The organism is Parashewanella sp. 2210YD4-3 (assembly GCF_056591735.1).
On sequence record NZ_JBWQOG010000001.1, the window covers coordinates 465,306 to 489,610 of the forward strand.

At 40.6% G+C, this 24,305-nt stretch carries 16 protein-coding genes; 9 read left to right on the forward strand and 7 right to left on the reverse strand.

Annotation, left to right across the window (positions count from 1 at the left end):
* Positions 1-8: 8 nt before the first annotated feature.
* The 4 genes from gshB to pepA form a co-directional block, all read right to left on the reverse strand.
* Complete coding sequence (gshB, locus tag AC1EU0_RS02020) at positions 9-959, reverse strand: glutathione synthase (protein WP_480300212.1); 951 nt, start codon at positions 957-959, stop codon at positions 9-11.
* Between the two features lie 74 nt (positions 960-1,033).
* Entirely contained in the window at positions 1,034-1,762 is a 729-nt protein-coding gene (rsmE, locus tag AC1EU0_RS02025) for a 16S rRNA (uracil(1498)-N(3))-methyltransferase (protein WP_480300213.1), read from the reverse strand.
* Between the two features lie 13 nt (positions 1,763-1,775).
* Entirely contained in the window at positions 1,776-2,504 is a 729-nt protein-coding gene (locus tag AC1EU0_RS02030; protein WP_480300214.1) for an endonuclease, read from the reverse strand.
* Between the two features lie 185 nt (positions 2,505-2,689).
* Positions 2,690-4,201 (reverse strand): leucyl aminopeptidase, encoded by a 1,512-nt coding sequence (gene pepA / locus AC1EU0_RS02035; protein ID WP_480300216.1) that lies wholly within the window; start codon positions 4,199-4,201, stop codon positions 2,690-2,692.
* Positions 4,202-4,452: 251 nt separating this feature from the next.
* Between pepA and lptF the strand changes: the two genes are divergently transcribed.
* Together lptF and lptG are read left to right on the forward strand one after the other, a co-directional pair.
* Positions 4,453-5,565, forward strand: coding sequence for an LPS export ABC transporter permease LptF (gene lptF, locus AC1EU0_RS02040; protein ID WP_480300217.1), 1,113 nt, complete (start codon positions 4,453-4,455; stop codon positions 5,563-5,565).
* Complete coding sequence (gene lptG / locus AC1EU0_RS02045; RefSeq protein ID WP_480300218.1) at positions 5,562-6,620, forward strand: LPS export ABC transporter permease LptG; 1,059 nt, start codon at positions 5,562-5,564, stop codon at positions 6,618-6,620. The genes lptF and lptG overlap by 4 nt, the downstream gene beginning before the upstream one ends.
* 31 nt (positions 6,621-6,651) lie before the next feature.
* Here the strand turns inward: lptG and AC1EU0_RS02050 are convergent, their stop codons facing one another.
* Positions 6,652-9,339 (reverse strand): hypothetical protein, encoded by a 2,688-nt coding sequence (locus tag AC1EU0_RS02050; RefSeq protein ID WP_480300219.1) that lies wholly within the window; start codon positions 9,337-9,339, stop codon positions 6,652-6,654.
* A 209-nt stretch (positions 9,340-9,548) separates the two neighbouring features.
* Here AC1EU0_RS02050 and AC1EU0_RS02055 point away from each other — a divergent pair, with 209 nt between their 5' ends.
* The 3 genes from AC1EU0_RS02055 to AC1EU0_RS02065 are packed head-to-tail and all read left to right on the forward strand — an operon-like array spanning position 9,549 to position 15,010.
* The gene (locus tag AC1EU0_RS02055; protein WP_480300220.1) at positions 9,549-10,865 is read left to right on the forward strand and encodes a hypothetical protein; all 1,317 of its coding nucleotides are present in this window, start codon (positions 9,549-9,551) and stop codon (positions 10,863-10,865) included.
* A gap of 18 nt (positions 10,866-10,883) precedes the next feature.
* Positions 10,884-13,700, forward strand: coding sequence for a hypothetical protein (locus AC1EU0_RS02060; RefSeq protein WP_480300221.1), 2,817 nt, complete (start codon positions 10,884-10,886; stop codon positions 13,698-13,700).
* A gap of 38 nt (positions 13,701-13,738) precedes the next feature.
* Positions 13,739-15,010 (forward strand): endonuclease/exonuclease/phosphatase family protein, encoded by a 1,272-nt coding sequence (locus AC1EU0_RS02065; protein ID WP_480300222.1) that lies wholly within the window; start codon positions 13,739-13,741, stop codon positions 15,008-15,010.
* An 81-nt stretch (positions 15,011-15,091) separates the two neighbouring features.
* On the opposite strand, the gene AC1EU0_RS02070 is transcribed toward AC1EU0_RS02065, so the two are convergent.
* Entirely contained in the window at positions 15,092-16,555 is a 1,464-nt protein-coding gene (locus AC1EU0_RS02070; RefSeq protein ID WP_480300223.1) for a hypothetical protein, read from the reverse strand.
* A 325-nt stretch (positions 16,556-16,880) separates the two neighbouring features.
* Here AC1EU0_RS02070 and AC1EU0_RS02075 point away from each other — a divergent pair, with 325 nt between their 5' ends.
* Together AC1EU0_RS02075 and AC1EU0_RS02080 are read left to right on the forward strand one after the other, a co-directional pair.
* On the forward strand, positions 16,881-19,004 hold the full coding sequence (locus AC1EU0_RS02075; RefSeq protein ID WP_480300225.1) for a bifunctional 2',3'-cyclic-nucleotide 2'-phosphodiesterase/3'-nucleotidase: 2,124 nt from the start codon (positions 16,881-16,883) through the stop codon (positions 19,002-19,004).
* A gap of 214 nt (positions 19,005-19,218) precedes the next feature.
* Positions 19,219-21,342, forward strand: coding sequence for a bifunctional 2',3'-cyclic-nucleotide 2'-phosphodiesterase/3'-nucleotidase (locus tag AC1EU0_RS02080; protein WP_480300226.1), 2,124 nt, complete (start codon positions 19,219-19,221; stop codon positions 21,340-21,342).
* Between the two features lie 43 nt (positions 21,343-21,385).
* On the opposite strand, the gene AC1EU0_RS02085 is transcribed toward AC1EU0_RS02080, so the two are convergent.
* A complete protein-coding gene (locus AC1EU0_RS02085) occupies positions 21,386-21,622 on the reverse strand; it encodes a hypothetical protein (RefSeq protein WP_480300227.1) in 237 nt (78 codons plus the stop codon).
* Between the two features lie 173 nt (positions 21,623-21,795).
* Between AC1EU0_RS02085 and AC1EU0_RS02090 the strand changes: the two genes are divergently transcribed.
* Positions 21,796-23,322, forward strand: a complete 1,527-nt coding sequence (locus AC1EU0_RS02090) for a YifB family Mg chelatase-like AAA ATPase (RefSeq protein WP_480300228.1) — start codon at positions 21,796-21,798, stop codon at positions 23,320-23,322.
* Between the two features lie 93 nt (positions 23,323-23,415).
* Positions 23,416-24,300, forward strand: a complete 885-nt coding sequence (locus AC1EU0_RS02095; RefSeq protein WP_480300229.1) for an acyltransferase — start codon at positions 23,416-23,418, stop codon at positions 24,298-24,300.
* Positions 24,301-24,305 lie beyond the last annotated feature (5 nt).

The following is a 24,305-nucleotide window of genomic DNA, read 5'->3' on the forward strand; positions in this document are numbered from 1 at the left end:
AGATATCTCTAATTCATTTTTAATTTTTGCTCAATGGCCTCGTACATCATACCTGTAATGTCCACATCATATGCCGCTTCAATTTGAACAATACAGGTTGGGCAAGTGACATTGATTTCTGTTAATTTGTCACCAATCACGTCAATACCAACAAACAGCAATCCACGTTTTTTAAGCTCAGGTCCTAAGGTGTTTGCAATCTTCCAGTCTGATTCAGATAGTGGTTGAGCGACACCTCGTCCACCAGCCGCTAGGTTGCCACGAGTCTCACCTTTAGCCGGAATACGCGCTAACGAATACGGCACAGGCTCACCATCTACAATCAGAATACGTTTATCACCTTCTGTTATTTCAGGGATATATGCCTGAGCCATCGCATAAGTTTGACCGTGATTGGTCAAGGTTTCAGTGATCACACCAAGGTTCGGATCACCGGCTTTCACTCTAAAAATAGAAGCGCCCCCCATGCCATCCAGTGGCTTCATGATCAAGTCACCTTCAGCGTCGTGGAACGCTTTAATTCGAGCCGCATCTCGGGTTACGATGGTCTTTGGTGTAAACTCACTGAACCATGCCGTAAACAGCTTTTCATTGGCATCACGTAGGCTTTGAGGCTTATTTACAACAAGTACTCCTTCCATCTCTGCACGTTCAAGCATATAAGTGGCGTAGATAAACTCTGTATCAAACGGTGGCTCTTTACGCATTAAGATCACATCAAGATCGGCAAGAGGAGCTTCTACTGCTTCCCCTAACTCATACCACTTATCATCATTTTGCTCGACGGATAGCGGGAACATGCGAGCGATCGCTTTGCCATTTTCTAAGGCTAAATGTTGCATTTCCATATAAAACAGCTGATAGCCACGAGCTTGTGCGGCCAGCAACATTGCAAAGCTAGAATCTTTTTTGATATTGATGTCTTGGATGGGATCCATCACGATGCCGAGCTTGATCATTTAATTGTTTACCTTATTACGTCAGCGGTAAAACCGCTGAGATGAGAATATTGAAGCTATGTGACAGTTTGATGTTACAAATCGCCAAATTTAAGCTGAAGCGCACTGATTGCCGTTAATGCCGCTGTTTCTGTTCTTAGTACACGTGGACCAAGCAAAATATCGGTGAATTGATATTGCTCTGTCATTGCAATTTCTGTGGCAGACAAACCGCCTTCAGGTCCAATTAATAGACGCACTTTTTTATCAATTAATTTCAAACCATTAATGCCGTGGTTTGCTCTTGGGTGCAAGTTTAACTTAAGCGCATTTGATGGTTCTGCGCACCAAGCTTCAAGCGACATCGCTTCACGCACTTGTGGCACATGACTTCTGCCTGATTGCTCACAAGCACTAATGACTATCTTCTGCCACTGCTGAATTTTCTTTTCTAATCGTTCACCGCTGAGTTTTACTCCGCAACGTTCTGAAAACAGTGGCGTAATTGTATTCACGCCAAGCTCCACCGATTTTTGCAAAGTAAAGTCCATGCGATCGCCACGAGAGATCACTTGCCCTAGGTGAATGTTTAATGGTGATTCTGAAGGATTTTCAGTTTTTGATTGGACTTCAACCGAAACATTTTTTTTGTTCGCGGCAATGATATGACACAAGTAATCGTGACCATCACCATTAAATAATGCAATTGATTCGCCTTCACCCATGCGTAATACACGACCAATATGGACTGCACCATCTTCATCTAATTGAGTTTGCTGCCCAACGAGCAAATCACCAGACTGATAAATTCTTGGAATTCTCATTTCAATTTAATTCTTAATTGTTATAACAATGTTTCGCCACGAAAGGATTATGATTGCCTTGCTTGTTAGCAATGAGTGAATCGCGTTTGCACTCAAATCGAGTCACAGGATAACTGTTATTCCATGCTTGAAACAACCTTAGCTGCTGTTTAGCAAGACGAAAACCATACTGTTTTTGCATATATAAGTAGGTGCGAGCGATTTGTCCACGAGTTTCGGATGGCGGTTGGACTTTTCTGCCCTTAAAATCCACCAGCATTTGGCATTGTCCATATTGGTTTGGGCGGCCATTCCACTGACTGAATCGGTAATTACTACGATCACCATTCACTTCGCCAATGGCAGGCACAAGGTTATGTAAATCCGATTCCATTACCTTAAATTCAACACTGTTTCGTTTACAATTTTTGCGGCCACCCTTTTGCCAGCATTGCAATTGATGCCCCATCTCCCAAGCAGGCACAACATGCTCCCATTCAATGCGATTCGCTCTGCGCTGTTGCTTTCTAACTTTATAGCCACAGGAAGACAAAGTAGGCGACCATTTTTTGCCTTTAATTTTTATATCACAACCACAGTAAAAACTTCGATGAGCGGGCAGAGATTGATAAATGGTTCTCGCTTGTTTTTTTGCTTGAGTAAAACTTGATGGATGCTTAGGTGAAGCTTGCACACCAAAGCAAAGTAAAGATGCACTGATCCCACATAAAAACATACAGCTTAATTGTTTTTGATACCACATCTACAACAAACCACAGATGACGACTGATAGGTTAATGGTAGGGTTTAGCGGGTGCTAAATCAATTTTAATACTTTGGAGCTAAAACTTCTCAGACAAAGATGATATATGCCAATTCATCATATCCTAGACAAAAAAATACCCGATATTAATATCGGGTATTTGATTCAGGCAAAACCCAAACGGTTTACTCGCCGTTTTGCTCTACACCTGAACGATTCAATAGGAATTGAGCTAAGATTGGAACAGGACGACCTGTCGAGCCTTTATTCTTACCACTGTTCCAAGCGCTGCCTGCTACATCTAAATGCGCCCAGTTATACTTTTTAGTAAAGCGAGATAAGAAACACGCTGCAGTGATAGAACCCGCAGGACGACCACCTAAGTTAGTGAAGTCAGCAAATGGACTGTCTAGCATATCTTGGTACTCATCCCACAATGGCATGCGCCATGCGCGGTCACCCGATTGCTCGCCCGCATTTAAAATCTCATGTGCAAGTGGGTTATGTGATGAGAATAAACCAGAAGCATGCTTACCGAGTGCAATCACACATGCTCCCGTTAGGGTTGCTGTATCGATCACAAGCTCAGGATCAAAACGCTCAACGTAAGTTAATGCATCACACAATACCAAACGACCTTCAGCATCAGTATTTAGCACTTCAACCGTTTGACCAGACATGGTCGTTAGAATGTCACCCGGGCGGTATGCGTTACCCGCAGGCATGTTTTCACAGCCAGCCAGAACACCAATCACATTGATAGGAAGGTTCATTTCGCAAAGCGCGCGCATGGTACCGATAACGCCTGCTGCACCACCCATATCGTACTTCATTTCATCCATGCCTTCGCCTGGCTTCAGTGAAATACCACCTGAGTCAAAGGTTAGACCCTTACCAACAAGTACAATCGGCTTTTCGTCAGATTTAGCTGCACCTTTGTACTCCATAATGGTCATAATGGATTCATTGGCGCTACCACGACCTACCGCTAAGTATGAGTTCATACCCAGTTCAGCCATTTGCTCTTCACCTACCGTAGTGACGTTAAGTGAATCATAGCTTTCTGCCATTTGGCGTGCTTGAGATGCTAAATAAGCAGGGTTACAAATGTTTGGTGGCATATTAGCTACGTCACGACATAAATGAGAACCTGAAGATACTGCGTTTCCATGCTCAATTGCGCGCTCGCCGATGGTTAACTCTTTACGAGTAGGTACGTTAAAGACTAGCTTACGAAGTGGGCGACGAGTTTCACCTTTGTTCGACTTCAATGCATCAAAGCTGTATAGCGTATCATTGGTGGTTTCAACCGCTTGGCGAACTTTCCAATAAATATCACGGCTCTTCACGTGAAGTTCAGATAAAAAGCATACCGCTTCCATCGAACCCGTTTCATTTAAGGTATTGATGGTTTTAGCAATAATTTGCTTATATTGGCGCTCATCAAGTTCGCGTTCTTTGCCGCAACCTACCAATAATACTCTTTCGCTCAGTACGTTAGGTACATGGTGCAAAAGTAGCATTTGGCCAGGTTTACCTTCGAGATCACCTTTGCGAAGAAGGTTACTGATGTAACCATCACTGATTTTATCAAGTTGCTCAGCGATACCCGATAATCGACGTGGTTCGTATACTCCAACCACGATGCAAGCTGAACGTTGCTTTTCTGGGCTACCGCTCTTTACGCTAAACTCCATGAGCACTCCTAGATTCTTAAAGACAAATATTTATATTTATAAGATAATGTCGAACTGTAGTAGCCTTTTCGGCTAGTATTACAGCGCGATATTAATGAATTAATTTCTATGTACCCATGCTTCATATTTAAAGACAGAATTATAGGGAATTCTAATAATGCGCACAGGTCAGAACACATTGGAAGTCGACAGTTTACATGATTCTTATTCCGATAACAGTAAAAAGACAAGCTTAAATTCCGGACTCACTAGTGATTGTATTTAAATATTTAATCCGAGAAGTTTCAAAGGCTCAACTGGCCGTTTTAACCGTACTTCTTACTATTTTTGTTAGCCAGCATTTCGTTCGTATTTTGGCAGACGCCTCTGACGGCGATTTTCCTGCTTCATTAATTATGACCCTATTGGCACTCAACCTCCCTGAGCTTGCCATGCTCATTTTACCTTTGAGTTTATTTTTAGGGATCATGTTGGCACACGGCCGTATGTACGCCGAAAACGAAATGGTGATATTTCATAGTGTTGGCATTAGTGAATGGTACGTCACTCGAGTAACGTTAGTCGTCACTTTAATTAATATTATCGTCACTGCCACATTATCTCTTTATATCGCTCCTTGGGCCGAAGAACAGCAAAATGTTGTGTTAGAAAAAGCACAATCTGAAGCAGGGCTTTCTTCCCTAATAAAAGGCCGCTTTCAAACCAGTGCCAACGGACAAGCGGTATTATTTGTTGAGGATATCAACAACAAAAATCACTTATCTAATGTATTTGTAGCCCAAATTCCTAAAGCCGATGATACCAGTGGCACCACTAACTTAGTGGTTGCCAATAAAGGAAAAGTTGTTGAACTCGCTGATGGTCAGCAGCAATTGCAGTTAGAGTCAGGTACTCGTTATCAAATATCTCCTCAACGTTTGGACTATCAAGTCATTGAATTTGGTGGATACCAAATGCAAATTAAAGATCAAGAAGTGGAAGCTAGACGCCGCAAACTCTCCGCCATGCCCACTAGCCAGCTGTTATCCATTCCAGGTCCAGAAGCAGCGGCTGAATTTCATTGGAGATTAGCGATTCCGATAGCCATTTTGATGATGACCTTTATCGCCGTACCTATGTCCCGTGTGAATGTTCGTCAAGGGAAATTCGCCAAGATGTTCCCTGCTATCTTACTGTTCCTTGGTTACTTTGGAATGATGATCGCAGGCCGAAAGGCTATCGCAGATGAAGTCCTCCCAAGCTATCTTGGCTTATGGTGGATCCATGCTTCAGCTTTCATAATGGGCATGTTATTGCTCAGTAAAGAGCGACCTATAGGAGCTAAAATTAAAGGCATATTCGGTGCGAAAGGGGCTAAACAATGAAAATAATCGACCTCTATATTGCACGGGTTTTAGTTAGCTCTTCTGCACTTTGTTTATTGGTACTCACTGGTCTTTCAGGGATCATTAAGTGGATAGATCAATTACGTCACGTCGGAAGAGGCAGTTATAACCTTGTCGATGCCGGTATCTATGTGTTGTTTCTTGTACCACGTGATATTGAAATGTTCTTTCCCATGGCGGTACTACTGGGTGGCTTAATTGGTCTTGGTATGCTGGCTTCTAACTCTGAGTTAGTAGTAATGCAAGCTTCAGGCATGTCCCGTTTGCAAATCAGTTTATCCACAATGAAGACAGCGATTCCTTTAATGCTTCTGGTTATGGCATTAGGTGAATGGGGGGCTCCAATCGCTGAGCAAAAAGCCAACGAATTGAAAGCCACCAAAATTTCTGGTGGTAGCCTAATAAAATCTCAACAAGGCGTATGGGCAAAAGATGGCGATTTGTTCGTAAATATTGGCCAAGTGGATGACATCAACCGTTTGCGCAATATTACTCTTTACCGTTTTAATGGGCAGCATAAGCTCACAGATTTAACCTTTGCCAAACGAGCCGATTTTATTGATGGAGCATGGCGTATGCATCAAGTCACCATCTCTCATATTGGGCCGCAAAAAGTAACGAAAAAAGAGTTAATTGAATACGACTGGCACTCATCGCTAACTCCCGATAAATTAGGCGTGGTTTCGGTGAAGCCTGAATCTTTATCCATTCAAGGGTTAGTCGGATATTTAGAGTATTTGAAAAATAACCGCCAAGATCCTAGCCGCTATGAATTGGCATTATGGCGAAAAATCGTGCAACCCGTTACGGTGGCTGTGATGCTATTAGTTGCTTTGTCATTTATTTTTGGGCCGCTACGAACTGTAACAATGGGCGCTCGCGTATTACTTGGTGTCATTGCTGGCTTTAGCTTTTACATCAGTAACCAAATCTTTGGTCCATTGAGTATTGTGTATTCAATACCTCCAGTTATTGGAGCCATCGCTCCTAGTATATTATTTACGGGTATCGCGGTTTACTTTATTAGAAAGTAGATTCGAATTGAGTGAAAAGTTAGGAGGGATTCTAACTTTTCAATTTCAGATGCGTATTAAACTTTTTCAATTTTTCAGTAATTTCACGCCATTGAAAAACCAAATCTAAAACTTCAACTTTTACATATTGAGCTTTCTCAAGCGGTTGAGCAGACAGTAATTGCTGTTGAGGTTGAGTTTGGGGTTTATGCTGGTGCTGCGATTGAGTTTGAAAAAAATCACCTAATGTGGCTCGTGGCACTTGCCGAGGCGGCAATCTTTGCGCTTTTTCGAGGGCTCTCTCTATGTTTGCACTATTATCGGCACCGACAAGATAGTGTTCTTGAAATCTTCGACTGTATGTATCTCCCTCACCTCTTTGAACTCTTTGCCTAATTGGAGGGCAAGGTCGCGCAGTCGATGCTGCGCTTTTAGCCTCAGATTCTTTCACTGTTACAGACCAATAAGACTCTTGAATTCTCTGCCTTACCTCATCAGTTTTGGCTATCGATACTTTATGTTCTTTGGTTTGATAGGTTAACAACGCTGATAATTTCGATTCTCTATCTTGCAAAGACTCTAAGGTAAGCTCTACTGCGATTTGAAAATCGCCCTCTAATCGTCTGATATCACTCTTAAGTAATTCAACTAGCGAAGCATTGGCATCTTTTACCATGTCTTCAAATTCTTCTTTCAAGCTTACTAATTGCTGTTGTCGCTCGTTTCTTTTTTGTTTAATACTATTGAGTTGCTGTACCTCTAAACTTGTCTGCCATGCAGAACCTACGTACTTTTTCTTACACCGGACAATGGCCTTAATCAAATCAAAGCTATGGCATAAACAGCAATCAATCACATACAGGTGGGCTTTCAATTTATGAGTTGGAGGGTTACGACGATCACTAATATATTCCTTTAGGTCGTTAAGGCTAGTTTTATAAGTTTCCCTAACCTTACTGCCCAATTGATCTACGATGTCTTCGACTTCAGGAGTTGCTTCAGTTGCAGCAAGCAATAATCCATCCATACTATCGTTTTTTTCTTCCTTAGTTACCATGGGGCGTTTAGCGTTTGCTTTTTTCTTATTGCTTTTCTTGTGCTTTGATTGTTTTTGAGGAGGGTTCGCTCTTATCTTTGTTTTGTCTTTTTTCATCCATTGAGGAAGTTCATCTTGCCCTTTTTCAAGGAGCTGTTGGCTTTCGATCTCTTTCGCCCTTTCAGCCTCAACTCGAGCTATTATTTCCGATTCAAATTTTAAAACCGTATCGATAATTTTAATCACTGATTCATTGAACATGTTTACGCCTTCAACAACAGCCTTTAAATGCTGAAGTTTAATAGAACTAGGATCAGTTTCTTGTGCTCCTTCCTCATCCATTGCTTCCTTTTGCGCCGTCATATACCGCTGCAGTTCTGGAGTAAAAAGTGCTGAATATGAATGCTCAAGGGTGCCCTTATGAAAGCTCTGATTCAGCATTCGAGCAATGCAAATAGTGTTATAGAAGTCAGGAAAACTCGTATCAGGATCACAAAATGCAGAGAGTAGAAAATCGCCAAGTTGTGTAAGTTCATGGGAATATTCTTCCAATTTCAAACATTCGCCCCCCAATTGATCTAATTGGCTAAAAACCAAGGCTACCGAATCGAAATCATTGGCTCTTAAACAAATCTTGAGCCGTTCAAACCAATACACTTTTGCTTTTGGCTCTGTGTTTTCGCTCCAGCTGAAATCCATAAAATCAAGTGTCGTTCTGCAATAGCCACCAAGAAATAATCTTACTTCTGAGGTTTCAGCTTCACTTAATGATTCTTGAGTCATCCATAAAGCATCTGACATTACCCCTAGAGCCAATATTAAGTTTAGAGCGTGGATGCGAATTGACGGGATGTGGTAAGCAAAAATGCCCTGATCGGATAAATAGTTAGGAGGGAACTGCTTATAAATTTTATCAAGACACAATGAATGATCAAATTGCTCGAACCAAAAGTCAATATAGGTTTCAAATAATTCTCTTACTCTCTTATTTGTGAGGGGCTCGACCCTAAACGCTGATACTACGTCATTCACTCTAGGGAATTGCTTCTCCGACTTCCACCCCCTAATGCTTAAGATGGAAATAAGGCTTCTAATGTGTTGCAGTCTAATTCCAGGGTCATATTGTCCATCATGTAACACATAGACATACTCCCCTTTATTTATCTTATTAAAGCGGCGATAGCCCTCTATAAGCTCAGAAAAGTGCTGATAAAACTTCTGTAATTGATCTTCATTCTCCTTTTTGACCATTCTTATTCGGTTGAACTCTTCAAACGCTGTTCTCAGCCCTACAGCAATTCCGTTCAATACTTCTGGCCCTGCCCCATCAGAATAACCTCGAATAAATGAGTTTTTACCACTTGCTTGCCTTAACTTTTCCATTAAATCTGCTCGACAAAGCTTATTCGAAACATGGTCAGGGTTAAGTTTCACCCTAAACTTTTTATCGCTTGCCGAGACTGGGAGCGGCTCAGGAAATGGTGTCGTAGATTTATGGCAAGCTGCTGTTTGCTTAATATCTTTTGGTTTCGTTAATTTCGATTCATCATGAGAAGCGCTGGAGTGAAAGCTATGGATTAATTGTGAAGATTCAACAGGCTTGACGCACCTTTCATCTTCCTCTTGTTTACGAGAGAGTTTATGTTCAAATTCTGGCCAGCACTCTTTAACCAGTTCTTTAGATTCATCTATTGCGGAAGCCATAGCTACTAACGATTTACCAATATCTTCAATGACTTTTGTAACATAGATACAAACCGTTCGTGATTAAATATCGTACATTTTTAAATAATCGAAATGTTCCATAAAATGCCCATTCAGCAATGGTTAAGCATCTGAATAATATAGTTATGTAATGCAACCGTTAACGAATATTTATCACCTTGTCTAATCTGATAACAAGCAGTCAATTCATGCAGCCATTCCAAATGGCACAATCTCTAGGGGTTACTGAAAGTAATAAATACACTTTTGGCTGTAGTTTACCCATATCGCCCTATTTGATTAAAACTACGGCTAAGTGCGCTGTACACAGCTTGGTTGCCAATTTTTTTGGCGGACCCATTGCGGCTACCGCTGTAGGAATTACTTATCTCGGTGGCTGCATTCTTGACTGCGCTTTCCCTAGCGATGGCAATCCCCCACAAATCACAACTCACCATGAATCTAAAAAAAGTAAAAAGTATAGACAGATTGCAGCCTATCAGACACTTCAAAGCTCAAGCGCCGGAAAAAAAAGCACAAAAGAGGGACAGCAAAATACAACATTACGCATAGCTGAAAGTTTTTTTCGAGGCCAAGGCTGTACTCAGTCGATGATAAAGGCGTCAAAAATACTATTACCAGTAGCAACAAATTATGTAATTTCTTTGGTGATTGTAGGGCCTAACTTGAGTATTTTTGAGCAAATTCCCGTTGCGCTGCTAGCACGCGCACTACAAGAATACGGTGAGCAAAAACTCGATGAGTTGCTTAAAGATACGGTTTTTAAGAAAAGTAGAGTGTTAAGATTTGTTGCCGTAAAGTTGGTTGGTATTGCTATTCAATCTAGTGTGCATTCTGGATATCAACATTCTAAAGCTTTAGCAATACAAGCTGCATCTAGAGCTTATCAATATACTGTGGATTCATTCACCTCACATGTTGAACCTCAAGACTTTAATCCATTAGCCGTAGCGTTGTCATCAGAAGAAATCCTTAACTCAAAAATTGTAGACTATCACTTGATAGGAGTTATAGACGAAAATGATACTCAGCAACTCATTGATGGTAAGGATTACATTTCATATAGGGGAGTACAAGCTTTTGAAACAATAGATCCACAAGGCATTCGTGAAGCGTATAAGACAAGTGATGGAATGGGCAACTCTCGCATTGCTGATACTGAGTTATCAATTGATTTACTTAGAAAAGTAAGCGGTCAAGAAGTCAAAGCAAAAATGAGCTGTTATATCAAAATTTCACCAGAGCAAGTCTCACGCTTAACTGAAGGACAACAGTTTTACGTGCCTAAAAAATACATATTTTCACGCCCTACTCCAAGTGAATTAAAGCACACTCATCCTATCGGAAATTGCCGTATAAAATATTTAGGGAGTACTGATAGCAATGGAGAACTTATTCGCCAGTTCAGTGTTTATCACCAACGAAAGCCAGAGTTTTATGAAATGCCAGTTGATGATATTTACCGGAGCCTTAAAGTAACTCCAGACGATCAACAGCAAACTTAATACGGGAGATCAATGTCAATGGCCAGTCTCGACGCTCTCCTACTCAAGGCTCAAACAAACCCTAATATTTCAGAGAGAAGCAAAGTTGATGCTCCACAAGATTGCGCCCCTTTTAAAGACGTAACCTTAACACCTGCAAAATCCGAAAAAATTACTGATTTTTTATCTCATGAAAACAAAGACGATGCCAAAATCCCCGCTTATGAAGCAATAGCAGTTACTCTTTTAAGGCATTACCCTGGTCAAATTACTGACTTCCCAGAGTTATCAACAAATCATGACGCAAGCGGTCCCCTCGTAACCTCAGGAAGAAAACCAAAAACAGAGCATCAAAAAACAAAAGAGCGAGAGAGAAAAAAACGAGCTAGAGAAAGAAAGAAAAACCAAATGCTCACTACCATCGATGAACAAGACCCTACCATTTCAACCTCAGATACAAAGCCTAAGCGACTTGAAGCAGCACCAAAAGGGCAATTACCTGTTACTGAAATACAATCGGTAGACCCCTTAAAAAAGCAATCAAGCGATGTCAGTACCCCTGTATCTTCTAAAGATGCTTACTTTATCAAAGTGAATAAGCTGCAAAATCTTACACAGGAAGTCTCTGATAAAGAAGCAGTGTCTGCAAAACTTGAAGCCGAAACCGTTGAATTAAAGCGTCGCCTCGCCGACAGCACTATTAAGCATCAGCAGCAAAGTGGACGATTAAAGCCTAGCCACCAAACTGGGGACAACTCCACTCTTAGCTGTGAAATAAAGGGACTAGAAGTGCTAGTAACAAGCAGTAATGAATGGAGGATTTTAGCAAGAAAATCAGCAGCCCGCAGTCTATCAGACGATCTAAAGATACGGCTAAAAAACCTACTTGAAAGGTACCAAAAATATTTAAATGACCATCCCAATGCACAATATGCCATCTTTACTCAAGGGCAGTGCACCCCAGAGGTCCTTAATGCTCACCTTAATGTATCCTTAACCATCCTCATTGGATATACCGACTTAGTTGCACAAAGCTCTGACAATTTTGAAAGTTTCGCAAGCAGTTTGTATCGACAAGAAAAACCTTTTGAGTTGATAGTATCTGAACTCCTTGATGCAACAATATTGTTAAACATCCATAAATTACAGGCTCAAGGCCGAGTGATTGGACTTTACAATGCTTTCACTCCAAGCCAACGCCGGCATTGCGTATGTAAGCCTGAACAACTACCCGACATAAAACGCCATTCCGTTGCCACCTTATGTGCAGCCATTGAGGTGATAAATCGGTATGATGACTTAGGCAATACATTACTCCCAACTCAACAAGCCCAGCTCTATATTACTCTCAGAAATCAAATCATCGATATATTTGGTGACGAGTTCACCAAAATAGATTGTGTATGGAGTACTTGGGATGAAACAACAAAATCAGAAGCACTCAATTATTGGATATGGCGTTTACGGTTTTCTTTACTTTGCCATGATTTAATTTCAATGACTTATATCTTCCAAAAATTAGATCAATGTGCTGATGTTGCCATAGACTTATCAATGCTAACGAACCCCATATCAACATTCAGCAAGAGCTTGGAATGCTTCTGGCAAACACATCTGAAGGGACAAAGATTTGACCATACGGTGCATCAGTTTGTCATGGCAATAAAATGCAGTAATGAACAGGGATTTTTAAAGTTATATGGTGTCTACGAATTTGATTTCAATAGTTTCCTAACCCAATTTCGTGAAGTAGACACAAGCACCTTATCATTAGAGGAAACAACAAAAGCATCAGCAGAGCTAAGAAAATACAAACTCAGACGAAGCTTGTACGACTTATTATTTCTTTGTCAAGAGATTGAGGCTGACAGCTTGATGCAAGAACAGAGGAGTTTTCTTGCCGAAATCAATGCACAGCAACAATATGACGCTTATTTACACGCAGAGTATCAAAAAGCTGAGCAAGCAAAAGCTGAGCTAGAACGATGCCTAGCAGAGCAAAAACCACAAAAACCAACCCCCTCACATCATCGTAAAAAAACAAAAATTCATAACCGTTCTAAACCTAGTGCTGCTTACAATAAACAAAGAACTCATTACAAAACTCCCGACTCACTTTCTGAAAAGGAAACCAAAGACGTTGAAGAAAGTGAACTCATCATGGCGTTTGAATACAACCATAAAGATTTAAAATCCAGCTTAGCTAAGTGCATCCAAACGATAGACTCAGCTGAAGATAAATTTAGAAAGCAGCAAGCTCAGTTAAATCTTTTAGAACTCTATCTACTTTTAGGGGGAAACACCACTGACAGCCTGTTATTGCACCGAAGAAAGGTGATGCGATATCAAGAACATATATTAAATGGGAAGCTAGCTCCAAAGCACTTAGACGACAGTTTTCAACAAGCAATAACTGAGCTGCCTGAATTAAAAGCTTCAGCAGACACTTATTTAACAGAAGGAATAAAAGTATTAAGGGTTATCAACACGTTTGACTTAACTTCACTTCCCAAGGAGTTTTTAACTTCAATCACATTATTAGTTGAGAAAATAAAGCCATTAGAAGATAAATACACCACATTGGAAAAATTTACTGTCGATCTCCTTAATATTTACCAACAAAGGGGGCAGGTATTAAATTTGCACAAAATACACAAACAAGGACAAGATGGATTAAGGACTATCTCTTTACATAAAGTAACGGTTGAAGTGGCAGCTCAAGCTGATAAAGACATTATTCACTCTATTGCTGATTGGAAAAAATTTACAGAGCAGACTCGGCAGTTTATCGAAAGCGTTAATTTGGTCGATGAAGAGGAGTGGCCGGCTCTGCCACCAGCATCAAAACCTCTTTAAAGAGCTGTTCTCGTTCACGTCATCAAGCTGTTATAGTTATGCCAGAAAATACCCTATACGCCAAAACAATAATCATAACTATGAAACTTAAAACCCTTGCAGCCGTTTGCTTAGCAATAGCTGTCACCACAGCTTGTAACCAAAAAGAAACTGAGACTAACGTGAACAAAATCACTGTCCGCTTTGCCACTTTTAATGCCTCTTTTGATCGAACATCTGCGACTCAGCTCGCAAATGAAATGGCACAAGGTACACACCAACAAATCAAAAACGTGGCCGAAGTCATTCAACGAGTGCGTCCTGACGTTCTACTCCTTAATGAGTTTGATCATGATGGCATAGGCAAAGACGATAAAGCCGTTCAAGATTTCTTAAGCAACTACTTAGCAAAATCTCACAATGGTTCAGAGCCCATTGAGTATCCTTACTTTTACATTGCACCAACCAATACAGGCTTAGCTGAAGTTGACCTTAATGGTGACGGTAAGGTTACTATTCCCGCTGACACTTATGGCTTTGGCATGTATCACGGTCAATATGGTTTTATCGTACTTTCCAAATACCCATTAAAAAACGACCAACTGCGTAGCTTCCAAACCTTCCGCTGGAAAGATATGCCTAACGCGGCACTACCAGTGAAAAAAGACGGTTCTAGTTACTATTCTGCCAACACGCTAAAGCACATGCGCTTGTCATCTAAAAATCACATCGATTTACCCGTGACTATTGGTGATAAAACCATTCATGTACTGGCGATGCACCCTACTCCCCCCGTATTTGATGGCCCTGAAGATCGCAACGGACGTCGTAACCATGATGAAATCCGCTTATTCAGTGATTACATCAGTACTGATAACAATCAATATCTTGTTGATGACCAAGGCAATAAAGGCGGTTTAAAATCTGATGATGCCTTTGTGATCATGGGCGATCTGAATGCCGATCCTATCGATGGTGATTCTTATCAGCGATCCATATTGCAATTATTAACGCATCCTAGAGTTCACCAAAAAGCGGCTCAATTTGTGGACGTTCCGTCATCAAAAGGTGGCTTGTCTTACAAAACCAAAAAAGAGACCAAAGGTAACCCAGCCTACTGGACTCACACCTTTCCATTGCGCCTAGATTATGCTCTGCCGTCAGCCAATCTAACCGTAAGTGACACGGGAGTATTCTGGCCTGAGAAAGGTTCTAAGCTGCGTTACTTGGTTGAAGATAAACAAGGCAATCAAGGCAATCAAGGCAATCAAGGCAAAGCAGTATCATCCGATCACCGCTTAGTTTGGGTTGATGTTAAGATCAGTAAATAGCAGTATTTAAAGCGTGGCTTCTTATTAGGAGCCACTTGTATTTGCCTAAACCGCCTTAAGAGATTACCAACGTTCTCTGACTCATGACGTTTCAGAAATTTTCAGCGTTAATCCATATTCCTCACTCTGCTGTGAAATTTGAATTAACGCTTCAGCGGAAAGGCCTTGCATAAATTCATTTATTTCTTGCTGAGTCAAGCCAGCAACATAAGTAACCAAGCATTGTAAATTAGGTTTACCTCTCCACATTAATGACTCGATTAAGCCTGAAACTTGTTTCGCAAGAGTTTTGACAGGAAGATTTCTAAAGAATGAAGACTCATTAAAATTAAGTATGTTATCAAACAAGCATATTGTGACTGGATTAGATTCCTTAAAAATAGATTGCATATTTTCAAGTGACACTTGCTTTAATAATTCATAACAATTAGTAAAACTGAGCTCTCTACAATACAGTCTTAAATCCTGAGTCGGTATTGAATTAACATGCGAGAACAAGCATTCTTGATGACTCATCGCCAAGTCTTTCATGAAGTCATTGATTTCTTTTATAGCAAAAAAACCAGCTTGCAATAATGATAACTGGATGTCCTGTTTAAACATCCAAAAAATTATTAGTTTTAGTTTAGTCCCTTGTCTATTTAATAAGTGTGCTATCACCTTTGCAGATAACTTTGATAAATGTGTAATCACTTGTTGCTGTTCTAACCTTCCCCATAAAGTAGCGAAATAGTCAGGACGATGGCAATGTATATTTTGAACGGTTAACAAAGGAACAATGCCATCGTTTGCACTATTTCCTTTGAGCTTTATATCTGTAAATAGCGCTAAAAATGCCTCGGGGCTATCAGAGAATAGATGCTGATAAAGGCTAATATTAACTTCAGATGGTCCCGCATAGTTACATAGTGATTTAAATAATTTCAATGGAAAAGAATGGCTTAAATAGGTTACCAAAGGGCCTGTGGCCGAGCTTAAAAGATGATAAACCCTCCCATAATGATCCTGACCACACGCATTTACAACGGCTGAAAATAGGCTATTAACCGTATTCCCAATAACTAGACCATCAGGCGTATCTTTCTCAATCATCATTAACGACTGAAATATTAATGCGAACCTAGTACCATTTTGTTTTGATTTATCATAGAAATCACGACCCGAAAATAATAAAAAATCAACACAAAACTGTTCTGCAACTTCTGATGAGGTTACCGCTAGCGTTCGCGCGGTAACTTCAGGGGCCGCATATTTATACAATACTTTAAGAGTGATTGCTTTTTCTGTTTCATTGTTAGGAGTGGTAGTCGTTTCTAATTTAGCGTATTTCAGCTGTCGATCACCAAAAAAAGTAGACCACAGCTCAGTTTCAATTTGATTATTTTTCAAAGTAACACGATATTGACTACCAAAAAAACTTGCCTTTCCCATAACGCTTACTTCAACACCATCACTTTCATTTTTTATTTCGGCAAGACGAGTACTATGTTCTTCCAAACCACTTAAATCAAACTCTTGAACAAACTGATCGAAATTAACAGTCATAACACTATTCGGTGTATTTGATAACGAATATGGCATCAAACCATCGAATAAAGCAAAAAACCAATGAATATTAGTTTAAAAACAAGACAAAATTGAATCAGCAATTTAAAAAAATAGGCTTGTAACACTAATGATTTATTTTGTGTACATTAACAACTCACCTTTATAACTTTTAAACAACCGATTGTTGAGTATTTATTCAATTGAATACAATATTCATAGCGTCATCCATATCTCGTGATATAAGTCTCAACGCCAAAAAAAGTGATAGATAATAATCGCCAAGAAATTTGCATTATAAATACGATAAAAACAGGGGTATAACATGAAGGCAAAGAAACTGCCTATGAATTCAGGTAAAGCGCTACTCGCGTTAGCCATTTCCGCTTCATTGGGTTTAACCGCTTGCGGTAGTAATGATCACCATAAAGACACGGTTAAATTACGTGTATTAGAAACCACAGATCTTCACACCAACATCATGGATTACAACTATTACAGAGATGATGGTAAAAGTTCACACAGCGGTGACGATCCAACGATTGGTTTTGCACGTGTTTCTAACTTGGTACTCGCCGCACGTAAAGAAGTCAAAAACTCTGTATTAGTCGACAATGGAGATTTACTTCAAGGTAGTCCAATGGGTGACTACATGGCTGATGAGTTTAAGAAAAACGGCAATACATTACCTGATACTCACCCTGCTTATAAGGCAATGAACCTACTAGATTACGATGTAGGCAACATCGGTAACCACGAATTCAACTTTGGCCTTAGCTTCCTAGATGCTTCGTTAAAAGGGGCTGATTTCCCTTACATCAACTCTAACGTAGTGTGTGATACTGAGTGTGAAAAAGAAGACGCTAAAAAAGGTGACAATCGCTTCACACCATACATCATCAAAGAAAAACAAGTCATGGATACCGATGGCGATATCCACACCATCAAAGTCGGCTACATTGGCTTTGTGCCACCACAAATTATGTTGTGGGATGCCAAAAACCTAACAGGTAAAGTGACGGCAAATGACATTTTAAAATCAGCGAAAAAATATGTACCTGAAATGAAGGCTAAAGGCGCTGATGTTATCGTTGCCATTCCTCATTCAGGAATTGGTGAAGAAGATACCACCAGCAAAGATGCGGAAAATGCGGTTTGGGCATTATCAACCGTTGAAGGTATTGATGCCATTATGTTTGGTCACAGCCACGCCGTATTCCCAAGTGCAAAGTTTGAAAAAGTCAAAAATGCCGACATTGAAAAAGGTCAAATCAATGGTACAGCAGCAGTTATGCCAGGCCGCTGGGGTAACAACCTAGGGATCGTTGACTTAACGCTCGAGAAAGATGGCGATAACTGGAAAGTCGTTGACTCTCAAAGCACTACCCGTCCAATTTTTGATGGCAATAAAAAAGAATCACTAGTTGAAACCAACTATGAAGTGCGTGACACCATTTCTTCAGAGCACGAAGGCACTCGTCAGTACGTCAACGCTCCTATCGGCAAAGCCTCAGCTGATATGTACAGTTTCTTGTCAATGGCACAAGATGATCCAAGTGTACAAATCGTTGCTGATGCACAGAAGTGGTATGCCGAAAAGAACTTAGATGTTTTGAAAGAGCATAAAGACCTTCCTATTCTTTCAGCAGCAGCGCCATTTAAAGCAGGCGGTCGTTACTCTTCTGCCGATGACTCCTACAGCTATGTTCAAGTACCTGCGGGTAAACTCGCCTTTAAAAACGCAGCGGATTTATACCTGTACCCAAATACCATGGTTGCGGTAAAAGTCACTGGCGCAGAATTAAAAGAATGGCTTGAATGCAGTGCGAATCAATTTAAACAAATTGATCCTAATTCAACTGAACCACAAAGCCTTGTTGAACGTGAAAATCATCGCACATACAACTTCGACAGTATCGAAGGAGTGACTTACAAAATTGACGTAACCAAGCCATCAAATTACGACAATGATTGTAAAAAGCTAAACGTAGACGGTGGTAGCCAGCGCATAGTTAATTTAACTTACACCAAAGGTGACACAAAACTCCAAGGTGAAGAGCTAGCAAAACAAGACTTTATTGTCGTGACCAACAACTACAGAGCTTACGGGGCTAAGTTTGCAGGCACAGGTAAAGATCATATTGTTGCGGACTATGCGATTGAAAACCGCCAAGTATTGATTGATTACATCAAAGAAAAGTCAGGCTATAAAGCTGACACTGGTGAGTCTTCAGGTGAAGTTGTCACTTCTGCCGACAATAACTGGGATTTCAAAAACATCGAAACTGACACAGCTTTGGATATTCGTTTTGAAACTCAAGACAGTAAAAAAGCGGCTAAATTTGTAGAGCAAAATAAACGTCGTGCAATGAAAAAAATAGATGCTAAAGCCAAGTTTCCAGGCTTTGCGGTATACAGCATCGATATGAAGAAAATTATAGAAAAGTAAACCTAGAACTTATATCCCCCTCCTCACTTCTGAGTGAGGGGAATACTTAAACATCCACGTAACTCTCACTACTATTCAGTTACATCTCCTACCTTAAAATGTGACAAGCTTAATTAATCATTGTTGTTATGTGATCTTTCCCTCTTTTTTAACTTGAACCAAGCACAATAATTGCCCGATTCCTTTTTTCAATAAATAGCAAAAGGGTAAGACGATGATAAAACAAAAGGTAGCAACAGGATTATTGTTAGTTGTAGCTGTAACACTAGGCCTAACAGGGTGTGGTGGTAAAAGCCATAAACATCACAATGATGTTGTTAAACTTCGGATTTTAGAAACCAGTGATCTTCATACCAATATTATGGATTACAACTATTACAAAGATGATGGTAAAAGTGATCAGAGTGGTAATGACCCAACCATTGGTCTTGCACGTGTTTCTAGCCTAATTAAAGCAGCAAGAAAAGAAGTAGATAACTCAGTTACTGTCGATAATGGTGACTTACTCCAAGGTAGCCCAATGGGCGATTACATGGCTGATGTCTATAAAAAAAATGATAACTCACTGCCAGAGACACACCCTGCTTATAAAGCAATGAATATCATCGACTACGACGTTGCTAATTTGGGAAACCATGAATTCAATTACGGTCTTGGCTTTTTAGATGCCGCTTTAAAAGGAGCCAAGTTTCCTTACATCAATTCAAACGTAATTTGCGATACCGACTGTGGCGTAGACGGTAAAAGCAAGGGTGATAATCGCTTTACACCTTATGTCATTGAAGACAAGCAGGTGAAAAATAAAAACGGGGATATGGAAACCCTAAAAATTGGCTATATCGGATTCGTACCACCGCAAATTATGCAATGGGACTCTGAAAACTTAACCGGTAAAGTCACTGCCAACAGCATCATTGATTCAGCGAATAAATATGTTCCTGAAATGAAGCAAAAAGGCGCTGATATCATCATTGCCATTCCGCATTCAGGAATGGGTACGCCAAACGACGATAATAAAATGATGGAAAATGCCGTATGGGCACTATCAAAAGTCGCTGGAATCAATGCCATCACCTTTGGCCACAGTCATGCGCTCTTCCCAAGTGATAAATATAAAGACGTCGATCAAGTCGATATAGCAAAAGGGACGATCAATGGCGTAGCCGCTGTCATGCCAGGGCGCTGGGGAGATAACTTAGGCGTTATCGATCTCACGTTAGAAAAACAAAATGGAAAATGGAAAGTTACTGATTCAAAAAGCGCTACTCGTCCAATTTATGACGGAAAAGATAAAAAAGCATTAGTCGACTCAGATCAGCAAATTCGCGACGCGGTTTCCAAGGAACATGCGGGCACTCGTACATACGTGAATGCCCCTATTGGTAAAGGATCATCGGACATGTTCAGCTTCTTATCAATGGCACAAGATGATCCAACAGTTCAAATCGTTGCGAATGCCGAAATGTGGTACGCCACCAACAATAAAGATGCAATCAAAAACGAAGCCGACAGAACCCTCCCCATTCTCGCAGCCGCGGCGCCATTTAAAGCAGGAGGTCGGTTTGAAACCAGCAATGACGCGGATCAATATGTACAAGTCGCTTCTGGTGACTTAGCATTTAAAAATGCGGCCGATTTATATCTTTACCCAAATACCATGGTGGCGCTAAAAGTCACCGGAGCACAAGTCAAAGAATGGTTAGAGTGCAGCGCTAACCAGTTTAATAGAATCGATCCCGCATCTACTGCGCCTCAAAATCTAATCAATAGAGCAGGTCACCCAACCTATAACTTTGATACGATTAAAGGGATTACTTACAAAATTGATGTCACTCAGCCATCCAACTATGACCGAGATTGTAAAATTCAAAATGTCGCAGGTGGCAGTCAACGGATCAAAAATTTAACTTACACGCCTACCACTGGAGACCCCATTACTGGCGATGCCTTCGCTAAACAAAACTTTATTGTCGTTACCAATAACTACCGTGCTTTCGGTGGTAAGTTCGCTGGAACAGGCAGAGACAATGTTGTTGCTGACTACGCTATTGAAAATCGTCAGGTTCTCATTGACTACATCAAAGATCAGTCTGGATTTGATCCCGCTACAGGAAACTCATCAAAAACGATAAATACCCAAGCAGATAACAACTGGGATTTTGACAATATCACTCCAGCTTCAACGCTTGATGTTCGCTTCGAAACCCAAGATAGCGACAAAGCAGCTCAATACATTACAGCCAATCAACGACGAACGATGAATAAACTGGATGTCACAAGTAACGTTCCAGGCTTTGCGATTTACAGTATTGATATGACCAAATTAAAAACTCAGTAATATTTTCTTCGAGTGCAGGTTAAACAGCCTGCACTTTTTAAACTCATTTTTGTTTCAAAAACTGATTTACTACTTCAACCACTTGACCAACTACTGTATTGAAGCGTAACTCAGGTAATTTTTCATCTCTCTCAATACGCTCTGTCATTCGTTGTTTACGAGATTCAGAACAGGCATAAATAGCCTTACCATCTATAAAGAACACTTCAAATTCTTTGTTTATTGCTAACCTGCAAGTCCACCATTTAGACGAAAACTCAGCACCAATATCAGTTTTCATAAACTTCAAATCTTCTATCGAAGATTGTGATAAACACACATGAGGTATCATTTCTATCTCGCTTTAAATATGTTGGCCGAGCATTTTTCGTATATTCACCTTAGGGACTTTCGGTTTACAAGCATCCTCTTTTTCCATAATCTGTAACAAATCGAACAACATAAGGATATGTTATGGCGATCGCCTGTGTTCATACGCGAGCCAGTTGTGGAGTAGAAGCGCCTGCGGTGACGGTAGAAGTACATTTAAGTAACGGATTACCCGCATTTAATTTGGTAGGTTTGCCTGAAACCTCAGTAAGGGAAGCCAAAGAGCGAGTTCGAAGCGCACTAATAAACTCAGGCTTTGAGTTTCCGATGCAAAGGATCACCGTAAACCTTGCCCCCGCTGATCTTCCTAAACAAGGTGGGCGTTACGATCTCCCTATCGCTATTGGTATTTTAGCGGCATCAAACCAAATTCCTCCACAAAGTTTAAAAGATCATGAATTTATTGGAGAATTAGCTTTATCAGGTCAAGTCCAAGCCTGCACGGGTATTTTACCCGCCATAATTTCCGTGAAGGACTGTAATCATACTCTGATAATGCCACAAAACAATCGACATGAAGCAGAGTTAGTCGATTACCAGAAAGTCAAATTTGCCAACCATCTGAGTCAAATATCGGCTTACCTTCACGGTCAACAACCGCTACCGGGAATAGAAAACGGCGCAGAATGGTTATCAGATAATGATGAAGTAACGAGCCAAGTTTGTTTAAGTGAAGTGATCGGTCAATATCAAGCCAAGCAAGCATTAGAAATTACGGCTGCTGGAGGTCATAACCTTCTGATGCTTGGTCCTCCAGGAACAGGTAAGACTATGCTTGCCAGTCGTATCATGTCGTTATTACCTCAGATGAACTATGAAGAAGCCTTGGAAGTTGCCGCCATTCACTCTGTGGCTGGGATGCATTTATCACCAAAGCAGTTTTTTCAACGTCCATTTCGTTCGCCACATCACACCAGTTCTTCTATCTCATTGGTTGGCGGTGGAAGCGTGCCAAAACCCGGTGAGATCTCATTAGCCCATCGTGGTATCTTATTTTTAGACGAAGTGGCCGAGTTTCCAAGAAAAGTGCTCGACTGCTTACGTGAGCCAATGGAAACCGGAGAAGTTATTATCTCTCGCGCTGCAGCCAAACTTAAATTCTCCAGCCGTTTTCAACTTATTGCCGCGCTTAATCCAAGCCCTTGTGGTGATGCCGAGGGCAACAGTCGAGCCTCACTCAATGAAATAAAACGTTATCTTGGTCGATTATCTGGCCCATTTATAGATCGTTTTGATCTCACCATCGATGTACCTAAATTGCCAAAAGGCACTTTAACCCAAGTTCCTACCAACAATGAAACCAGCGCAGACATAGCCAAGCGAGTGCTCAACGCTAGGGAAACACAGTTGTCACGAGCTGGAGTACTTAATAGTCAACTTTCAGGCAAGCTATTAAAGCAAACCGGTGGCTTTAACAACGATGATTTGGTGTTTTTAGAAAACAGCGTCAACAAACTAGGCTTGTCAGTTCGTAGCTATCATCGCCTTCAGCGGGTCGCAAGAACCATTGCAGATCTTCAAGGGGAGCAAAACGTCAGTCGCAGTCATCTTGCTCAAGCCCTAGGTTATCGAGCCATGGATAAGTTACTGGCACGTTTGAATCAACAATAGTAAATACTCAAAACCTCCAACCAGAGCAGCATACCTTTATTGGGTGATGTATAACGGTTAAGATAGTCCTTTTTAAAATTAAGAGTAAAGTCTGTGCCAATTATTCGAGGTTCAATAGCTTTTAGCTGTTACGTTATTAACACCTTTTTTTGGATGTGTCCCATTATCATTTTTGGGCTATTTAAGCTAATTCCCTTGAAAGCTTCACAAACCTTGGGCAATTACATACTCGACCATTGTGCTTCGGGTTGGATCACAGTAAATGGGTTTATCGAACGCCTATTTCACTCAGTTCAGGTTGAAATTTCTGGTACACAAAAATTTCAAAAAAATGAATGGTATATGATCACCGCTAACCATCAATCATGGGTTGATATTCTGATATTACAACGAGTATTTAATCGCAAAATTCCATTCATTAAATTTTTTCTCAAAAAAGAGCTGATTTACGTGCCTGTATTAGGCCTAGCATGGTGGGCCTTAGATTTTCCGTTTATGCGCCGCTATACCAGTGCTCAAATACGCAAAAATCCAAAGCTTAAAGGCAAAGATATTGAAGTAACGCGTAAAGCCTGTGAAAAGTTTAAACACAAACCTGTGAGCATCATGAACTTTGTTGAAGGCACACGCTATACGCCAGAGAAGCATCAACAGCAAAACTCACCTTATCAACATTTATTAAGACCAAAAGCCGGTGGGTTAGCCTTCGCACTTTCCAGCATGGAAGGTTGCATGAATAAAATGATTGATGTCACAATTCACTATCCAGAAGGCATTCCAAGTTTTTGGCAGTTTATCAGTGGGCAGATGCAAGATGTTAAGGTCCATATCGAAGTGTCCGATATTGACCAAAGCCTGATTGGTGATTACGCCAACGACAGACAATTTAAACAAAGTTTTCAACAGCAGCTCAGCCAAAAATGGGAGCGAAAAGATAAAATTTTACATCAATTAAAAACATCATCAAAAGAGAGTTAGTCGTC